Genomic DNA, 7,206 nt, shown 5'->3' with positions numbered 1-7,206 from the left:
TTATTGGATCGCGAGGGTCCGGGCGCGGGGTTAGCGTCGCGGGATGCGGATCTTGGTGCTGGGCGGGAACGGGTTTGTGGGGCGCGCGATCGTGGTGGACGCGCTGGCGCACGGGGCGGAGGTGACTTCGTTCAGCCGGGGGTTGAGTGGCGAGCCGCTGCCGGGCGAGGTGGTGCAACTGGTCGGGGATCGGGATGCGGGCGACTACGCGGCGCTCGCCTCTGGTGAGTGGGACGCGGTTGTTGATCTGAGCGGGTATCAGACCAAGCAGGTTGACGAGGCGATGGATGTCCTCGGGGATCGCGTCGGCCGGTACGTGTTCGTGTCGAGCCACGCCGTCTACGTGCGGACGCTGCCGGCCGGAGCGACCGAGGACGCACCCCGACAGGCTCCGCTGCGTGCTGCCGACGTGCTCACGAACGAGACCTACGGGCGGTGCAAGGTCGCTTGTGAGGACGACGTTCTGGCGCGGTACGGCGATCGCGCGACCCTGGTCCGCCCGGGGCGCGTAACCGGGCCGGGCGACTCGGGCGACACGGCTCTCTACTGGGTACGGCGAGGTGCGCGGGGCGGGCGCGTTGCGGTACCGACCTCGCTCGAGCAACCACTGCAGTTCATCGACAGCCGGGATGTCGCGCGACTTACCGTGCGGCTGATCGCGGACGATCGGTCAGGCGCGTTCAACGCGATCGGACCGGAGAGCACGATCGGTGAACTGATCACCACGGCAGCCGAGATCGCGGGTACCTCGGTCGACCTCGTGCAGGTCCCGACGGACGCCGTACCGGAGCGCTTCCCGCTGGTCGAGCCGGAGGAGATCTGGCCGGCCCGCCGCCGCGACCCTTCGAAGGCCCGTGCCGCCGGAATGCCGGTCACCCCACTGAAGCAAACCCTGACCGACCTCCTTGCCTGGGACCGCGACCGCGGTGCACCCGCAGTGGAAGCCGGCCTGTCGGAGGAAGCCGAAGCCGAACTGCTACGCCGTCGGTAAGAACACGAAGTAGGCATCCCTGTTCTTAGCTACCACTTTCGGGGAGGGCTAAGGTGCGGCCGGCGTCTCGGGCGGCGTTGATGGAGCGGGCGAAGGTGTCGCGGAGGGCTGCCGCCTCGTCAGCAAAACCCTGTACGACGGTGGTGTCGCCGACAGGCTCGGTGCGGGCGAGGAGCTCGATGTAGCGGTCGCCGTCGGCGAGGGCGGCTTCGGCGCGGAGCGCTGCGTCGGCGGAGCGGACGCGGTGGGCGTAGTGCTCGATGAGGTCGACCTTGCGCTCGATGGCGTTGACCGAGAGAGCGAGCGCGCGGCGTTGCGGACCGAGGACGGTGTCGAGCTCGGCGGTTGCCATGCCGCGGGCGACGTCGCGCTGGCGTGCCCGGAGGACGGTCTGTTCGCGGAGCACCTGCGCGATGTCCCACAGCTGCTCGGGAAGGACGAGCTCGTTCTGCATGTCGTCGAGCAGGCCCTGCCGGGTAACTGTTGCCTCAAGCACCGTTTTCACCGCACGCTGTGCCCGGCCCAGCAGCCGCGCTGCGGAGTCGTCGAAATCAGCCGGCAACAGGTACGACCCGTGCTGCACACGGACCGCCTTGTGCCCACGATCCTCAACGGCTGACTTCACCAGCACCCCGGCAGTCGCCAGTACGGCGAGGCCCGCCAGCACCACCGAGGCCCACGTCGCCACCTCGGTCGGCAACGTCGCGGCCATGATGATCAGCGCCAGGATCCACCCGCCGACGCAGACTGTCAGCCAAACGAGCAGCTGTCCCAACGTGTTCGCGGGAGCCATCGACCACCACGTCTGCCGCTTCGGCCGCGGCGCCTCCGCGGGAACGAACAACTCCGGTCGATGCCCGTACAACCGTCGTACCGCTTCCGGCACACCAGGTGCGAACACCGGCTCCATCGCCACCTCCGCTGGGCTCATCCGCACTCAGCGTAGCGGTCCCGGCATCGCATGTAAGGCACCTACTCCAGCAATATTCCTGACGGGTTAGGTAAGGCTATGCTTCGCTCATGCGTGAGGCTGATGATGACGTGCGCGGGCTCGCAGGCGCTGACCTGCAACTCGGGTACCACGGGGTTCGCGTAGTCGACGGCGCATCGCTGCGGATCGAGGCGGCGAGCGTGACTGCGCTGGTCGGGCCCAACGGCAGTGGGAAGTCGACACTGCTCCGAGCCCTTGCCCGGCTGCATCAGCCGGAAGCCGGCAGCATCACGTTTCCGGATGGCGCGAACGCGCTCGCCTTGTCCGCCAAGGAATTCGCCCGCAAGGTGACCTTGCTCTCACAGTCCCGCCCGACGCCTAACGGCGTCAGCGTGCGCGACGTCGTCGGGTACGGACGCCATCCGCATCGGGGCCGCTGGCGCGGTGACGATCCGGACGGGCATCGGGCGGTCGAGCACGCGATGGAGGTCACCGGAGTCACCCGGATGGCCGACCGCGCGGTCGACGAGCTGTCCGGCGGTGAGCTGCAACGCGTCTGGCTCGCGACCTGTCTGGCCCAGGACACCGGGGTCCTGCTGCTCGACGAGCCGACCACTTTTCTCGATCTGCGGTACCAGATCGAGATCCTCGATCTGATGCGTGACCTGGCCGACGACCACGGGGTCGCGGTGGGCGTCGTACTGCACGACCTCAACCAGGCCGCAGCAGTCGCGGACCGGATCGCACTGCTCGATCAGGGGCGAGTACGTGCGACCGGGACCCCGGCCGAGGTCCTGGACACCGACGCACTGTCCGAGACCTACGGCATCACGATCGAGGTGGGGACCGACCCGGCTACCGGCCTGGTCACCACCCGCCCGATCGGCAAGCACCTCAGTCGTATTCCGACCAACTGAAAGCCAAGAACCCATGAAGCGAACTACCTTCCTCGTCGCTGCGGCACTGCTCGCCCTGACCGCGTGCGGGACCAGCGAACCGGCGGCCGGCGACGACCAGAGCCCGTCGACGGCCGCGCAGCAGCCGGTCTCGGTGACGGATTCCCGGGGCAAGAAGGTCGACCTGAAAGCGCCTGCCACCAAGGTGGTCGGGCTCGAGTGGGGCGTGGTCGAGAACCTGATCTCGGTCGGCGTGATGCCGGTCGGCGTCGCCGACGTGAAGGGCTACAACGCCTGGGTGACGGCGGCCAAGCTCGGCCCCGCGGTCAAGGACGTCGGGACCCGCGGTGAGTCGAGCGTGGACGCGATCGTTGCCCTGAACCCCGATCTGGTCATCACCACCAGCGACGAGTCTGCCAGCGCGATCGCCCAGATCGAGAAGGCCGTTCCGGTCCTGGTCGTGCATGCGGCAGACGCGAAGAACGCGATCCCGCAGATGAAGACCAACCTCGAGCTCACCGCCAGCGCGGTCGGCAAAACCGAGCAGGCCAAGCAGATCAATGCCGACTTCGACAAGGCCATTGCCGAGGGCAAGCAGAAGATCGCCGACGCGGGCAAGGCCGGTACGCCGTTCGTGATGGCCGACGGCTACAAGGAGGGCAGCACGCTCTCCGTCCGGATGTACACCTCCGGCTCGCTGCTCGGTGCTGTCGGCAACGAGCTCGGTCTGAAGAACGCCTGGCCGACCGGCGGCGACAAGGACTACGGTCTGGCCACAACCGACCTCGAGGGCCTGACCAAGCTGACGGACGGCGAGTTCCTCTACATCGCCAACGACTCCGACGGCGGTGACATCTTCGGCAAGGACCTTGAAAAGAACGCGATCTGGAAGAACCTGCCGTTCGTGAAGAGCGGCAACGTGCACCGGCTGGCCGACGGCATCTGGATGTTCGGCGGTCCGAAGTCGACCGAGCAGTTCATCGACGCCGCCGTACAGACAGTTACGTCTTGACCCAGGTCATCACCGCACCGGAGGCCTTGAAGCAGCCGGTACGGCGGATCCGCGTCGCCGGAGTGTTCCTGATCGCGCTCGTCGCGATCGTCGTTCTGGCGGGGATCCACCTCACCCAGGGCACCTCCTCGGTAGGAGCCGGGGATCTGATCAAGCTCGTGTTCGGCCAGGGCACGGACAACTCGGTGAACGTCCTCGTCGCGTCCCGTGTCCCCCGATTGCTGGCCGGCATCCTGGTGGGCCTCGCCCTCGGGGTCGCCGGCGCCGGGCTGCAGTCGCTGGCCCGCAACCCGCTCGCTTCGCCCGACACGTTGGGGGTCAACGCCGGGGCGTATCTGGCGGTTGTAGTGGTGGCCGCGCTCGGCATCCACCTGCCGGTGCTGCCGGCTGGCGGGATCTCGTTCGCCGGCGGCTTGGCGGCCGCCGTACTGGTGTTGGCGTTGTCTTCGGGCGGTGCGTCCGGTCCGACTCGGCTCATCCTGGCCGGGTCAGCGGTCGCGATGGCTCTCGGCGGCGTGATCACGGTGCTGATGCTGCTGTTCCGGGAGGAGACCGCCCGCACCTTCTTCTGGAGCGCGGGCACGCTGGTGCAAAGCGATCTGGACGCTGTCACGCAAATGGCACCGGTCGTTGCCGTCGGCATCATTGGTGTGATGCTGCTGGCCGGCAAGCTGGACATCCTGACGCTCGGCGATGACACCGCTTCCGTCCTAGGCGTGCATGTACGGCGGGTGCGCGTCATCACGACCTTGCTCACCGTGCTGCTGTCCGCGGCCGCCGTCACTGTCACCGGACCGGTCGGATTCGTGGGACTGGTCGCACCGGTGCTCGTGCGGCTGATCGCACCGCTCATCCCCGGGCTGCTCCGGCACCGAGTACTCCTGCCGCTGTCCGGACTGGCCGGCGTACTGGTCGTGCTGCTGTCGGATGTCGGTCTGCGGGCGGTGTTCGGTGCCCAGGCCGGGATCGAGATTCCGACCGGGATCATGACGATGCTTGTCGGCGCGGCCGTGCTGGTCTGGCTCGCCCGCCGCTACCGCGACTCCGGTGCGAGCCGTACGCCGGGCGGCGCGAGCTCGGGGATTCGGACGCGGCGGCGCTTCCTGGTGGTGACGGTCGTGCTGCTGCTGCTTGTTGTCGGCGCTGCCATCGGCGCGATGCTCGCCGGGGACGCGTTCCTGCGGACCGGAGACATCGTCAACTGGGCCAACGGCCGATCCGGTCGGGCCATCACCTATGTCCTCGACCAGCGTTTCCCGCGCGTCCTGGCCGCTCTGCTGGCGGGCGCCGCCCTCGCGATCGCTGGGACCGCCGTACAGGCTGTTTGCCGCAACCCGCTGGCCGAGCCGGGCATTCTCGGGATCACCGGTGGCGCCGGGGTCGGTGCGGTCGCGACGCTGATCATCTTGCCGTCGGCAAGCATCTGGCTGCTCTCCGGTGTTGCGGCGGCTGCCGCGCTGGCGACGTTCGCGCTGGTCTACGTGGTTTCGTGGCGTGGCGGATTGAGCTCTGACAGGCTCGTTCTGATCGGCGTCGGCGTCTCGTCGGCCGCGACGGCCGTCATCACGCTGATGATCGTCGGCACCGACCCGTGGAACCTCAGCCTTGCGATGACGTGGTTATCCGGCAGCACATACGGGCGAACCCTGCCGCAGGTGGCGCCGATCGCGATCGCGCTGCTCGTGCTCACCCCGCTGATCGCTCACCATCGCCGCGAACTCGACCTGCTTGCGCTGGATGACGACGTACCGCGGATTCTCGGCGTCCGGCTGGAGCGGACCCGGCTGCTGATGCTGCTCTGCGCGGCGCTGATGACTGCCGCCGCAGTGTCGGCGATCGGAGTAGTCGGGTTCGTCGGACTGGTCGCGCCGCACGCGGCCCGCGCGCTGGTCGGCGGGAGCCACAGCCGAATTCTGCCGATCTCCGCGCTGCTCGGCGCGATCCTGGTCAGCGTCTCCGACAGCCTCGGCCGCACACTGCTCGCGCCGGCCCAGATCCCAGCCGGCCTCCTATGTGCGCTCATCGGGGCGCCCTACTTCGTCTATCTCCTCTGGCGGACCCGCGTTCCCGTGTCAAGATGACCTCATGCTGCGCGAACTGCACCTGACCGGGGACCCGGCCGCGGACAAACTGCTCAACGACGACCCGTTCGCCCTGCTGGTCGGGATGCTGCTGGACCAGCAGTTCCCGATGGAGCACGCGTTCGCCGGGCCGCGGAAGATCGCGGACCGGATGGACGGGTTCGATCTGCACAAGATCGCCGCCACCGACATCGAGAAGTTCGTCGAGCTGTGCGTGACGCCGCCGGCGATCCACCGGTACGGCGGCTCAATGGGGCGGCGGGTGCACGGGCTGGCCCAGCACATCATCGAGAACTACGACGGCAAGACCGAGAACCTGTGGACCGCCGGCAAGCCGAAACCGGACGGCGCCGAGGTGCTGAAGCGGCTGAAGGCGTTGCCGGGATTCGGTGAGCAGAAGGCGAAGATCTTCCTCGCCATGCTCGGCAAGCAGCGCGGCGTTGAGCCCAAGGGCTGGCGCGAGGCGGCCGGCTCGTACGGCGATCGCGGTTCGCGGCGGTCGATCGCTGATGTGGTGGACGCGAAGACGCTGGGCGAGGTCCGCGCGTTCAAGAAGGAAGCGAAGGCCGCCGCTAAGGCTGCGCCAGCCTGACCGCGAGGCCGTCGAGCATGAGATCGAGGCCGAACGTGAACAACTGGTCCAGGTCGTAGTCGAGGTCGAAGCCACCGGCGAACAGGTCACGGAACGCCGCCAGGTTCTCGCCCGCGATGATCGCGGCCATTGGCTCGCTGCCCTGCTGCGCGACCCAGTCGTCTCCGGTGAGGCCGGTGTCCTGCTCTGCCTGCGCCTCGATCTCCATCGCCTGTCCGAGCCCCCGGACGTAGCCGAACAGGGTGATGACGGCATACATGGACGGGGCCTTGCCGAGCGGTTTGAAGGCCGCCAGCAGCGCGTCGGTGTGCGGCAGCAGGCTGGGAAGCATCTGCGGCCGGCCCACCGTCACGGCGCCGGCCAACCACAGGTGCTGCTTGTACGCCGCCCATTGGGTCTGCGCGATCACGGTCGCGCGAGCGCGCCAATCGTCGTACAGGGGTGGGAGCGGGAACTCGGCGAAGGCTGCGTCGACCATCTGAAGGACGAGTGCCTCCTTGCCGCCCACGTGGCGGTAGAGGGCCATTGTGGAGACGCCGAGCTCGGCCGCGATCCGGCGCATCGAAACGGCGGCAAGCCCTTCTGCGTCCGCAATGGCGAGCGCCATCTGGACGACCTGTCCGCGGTCGAGAGACGGTCCGGCCTGCTCGGATTGTGGAGCAGGCCGGACCCCGGAGGCCGGGGTCCGGCCTGCTCCACAATC

The 7,206-nt window shown here is 68.3% G+C and carries 7 protein-coding genes; 5 read left to right on the top strand and 2 right to left on the bottom strand.

Going from position 1 to position 7,206, the window contains the following annotated elements; genetic code table 11:
* Positions 1 to 43: 43 nt before the first annotated feature.
* The gene (locus E1263_RS41325) at positions 44 to 991 is read left to right on the top strand and encodes an NAD-dependent epimerase/dehydratase family protein (RefSeq protein WP_132177766.1); all 948 of its coding nucleotides are present in this window, start codon (positions 44 to 46) and stop codon (positions 989 to 991) included.
* 25 nt (positions 992 to 1,016) lie between these two features.
* On the opposite strand, the gene E1263_RS41320 is transcribed toward E1263_RS41325, so the two are convergent.
* Entirely contained in the window at positions 1,017 to 1,922 is a 906-nt protein-coding gene (locus E1263_RS41320; RefSeq protein ID WP_238162046.1) for a hypothetical protein, read from the bottom strand.
* A gap of 89 nt (positions 1,923 to 2,011) precedes the next feature.
* On the opposite strand from E1263_RS41320, the gene E1263_RS41315 reads away from it, so the two are divergent.
* Genes E1263_RS41315 through E1263_RS41300 form a run of 4 tightly spaced genes read left to right on the top strand, consistent with a single transcriptional unit; the run spans position 2,012 to position 6,503 of the window.
* Positions 2,012 to 2,839, top strand: coding sequence for an ABC transporter ATP-binding protein (locus E1263_RS41315; protein WP_132177764.1), 828 nt, complete (start codon positions 2,012 to 2,014; stop codon positions 2,837 to 2,839).
* Between the two features lie 13 nt (positions 2,840 to 2,852).
* Positions 2,853 to 3,830, top strand: a complete 978-nt coding sequence (locus E1263_RS41310; RefSeq protein ID WP_132177762.1) for an ABC transporter substrate-binding protein — start codon at positions 2,853 to 2,855, stop codon at positions 3,828 to 3,830.
* Positions 3,827 to 5,911, top strand: a complete 2,085-nt coding sequence (locus E1263_RS41305) for an iron ABC transporter permease (protein WP_132177760.1) — start codon at positions 3,827 to 3,829, stop codon at positions 5,909 to 5,911. Before E1263_RS41310 ends, E1263_RS41305 begins: the two co-directional genes overlap by 4 nt.
* A gap of 4 nt (positions 5,912 to 5,915) precedes the next feature.
* Positions 5,916 to 6,503, top strand: coding sequence for an HhH-GPD-type base excision DNA repair protein (locus tag E1263_RS41300; RefSeq protein ID WP_132177758.1), 588 nt, complete (start codon positions 5,916 to 5,918; stop codon positions 6,501 to 6,503).
* Here the strand turns inward: E1263_RS41300 and E1263_RS41295 are convergent.
* The coding region (locus E1263_RS41295; protein ID WP_132177756.1) for a TetR/AcrR family transcriptional regulator at positions 6,484 to 7,206 on the bottom strand (723 nt) is incomplete at its 5' end. The genes E1263_RS41300 and E1263_RS41295 overlap by 20 nt on opposite strands.

The organism is Kribbella antibiotica (genome assembly GCF_004349055.1).
Lineage (GTDB): Bacteria > Actinomycetota > Actinomycetes > Propionibacteriales > Kribbellaceae > Kribbella > Kribbella antibiotica.
This window is presented reverse-complemented; position numbering and strand designations above follow the sequence as displayed.

What these genes read in the sequence shown, in the direction of transcription:
- E1263_RS41300 (WP_132177758.1), top strand. Translation starts at nt 5,916, where the DNA reads ATGCTGCGCGAACTGCACCTGACCGGGGACCCGGCCGCGGACAAACTG.
- E1263_RS41310 (WP_132177762.1), top strand. Translation starts at nt 2,853, where the DNA reads ATGAAGCGAACTACCTTCCTCGTCGCTGCGGCACTGCTCGCCCTGACC.
- E1263_RS41320 (WP_238162046.1), bottom strand. Translation starts at nt 1,922, where the DNA reads ATGAGCCCAGCGGAGGTGGCGATGGAGCCGGTGTTCGCACCTGGTGTG.
- E1263_RS41325 (WP_132177766.1), top strand. Translation starts at nt 44, where the DNA reads ATGCGGATCTTGGTGCTGGGCGGGAACGGGTTTGTGGGGCGCGCGATC.
- E1263_RS41315 (WP_132177764.1), top strand. Translation starts at nt 2,012, where the DNA reads ATGCGTGAGGCTGATGATGACGTGCGCGGGCTCGCAGGCGCTGACCTG.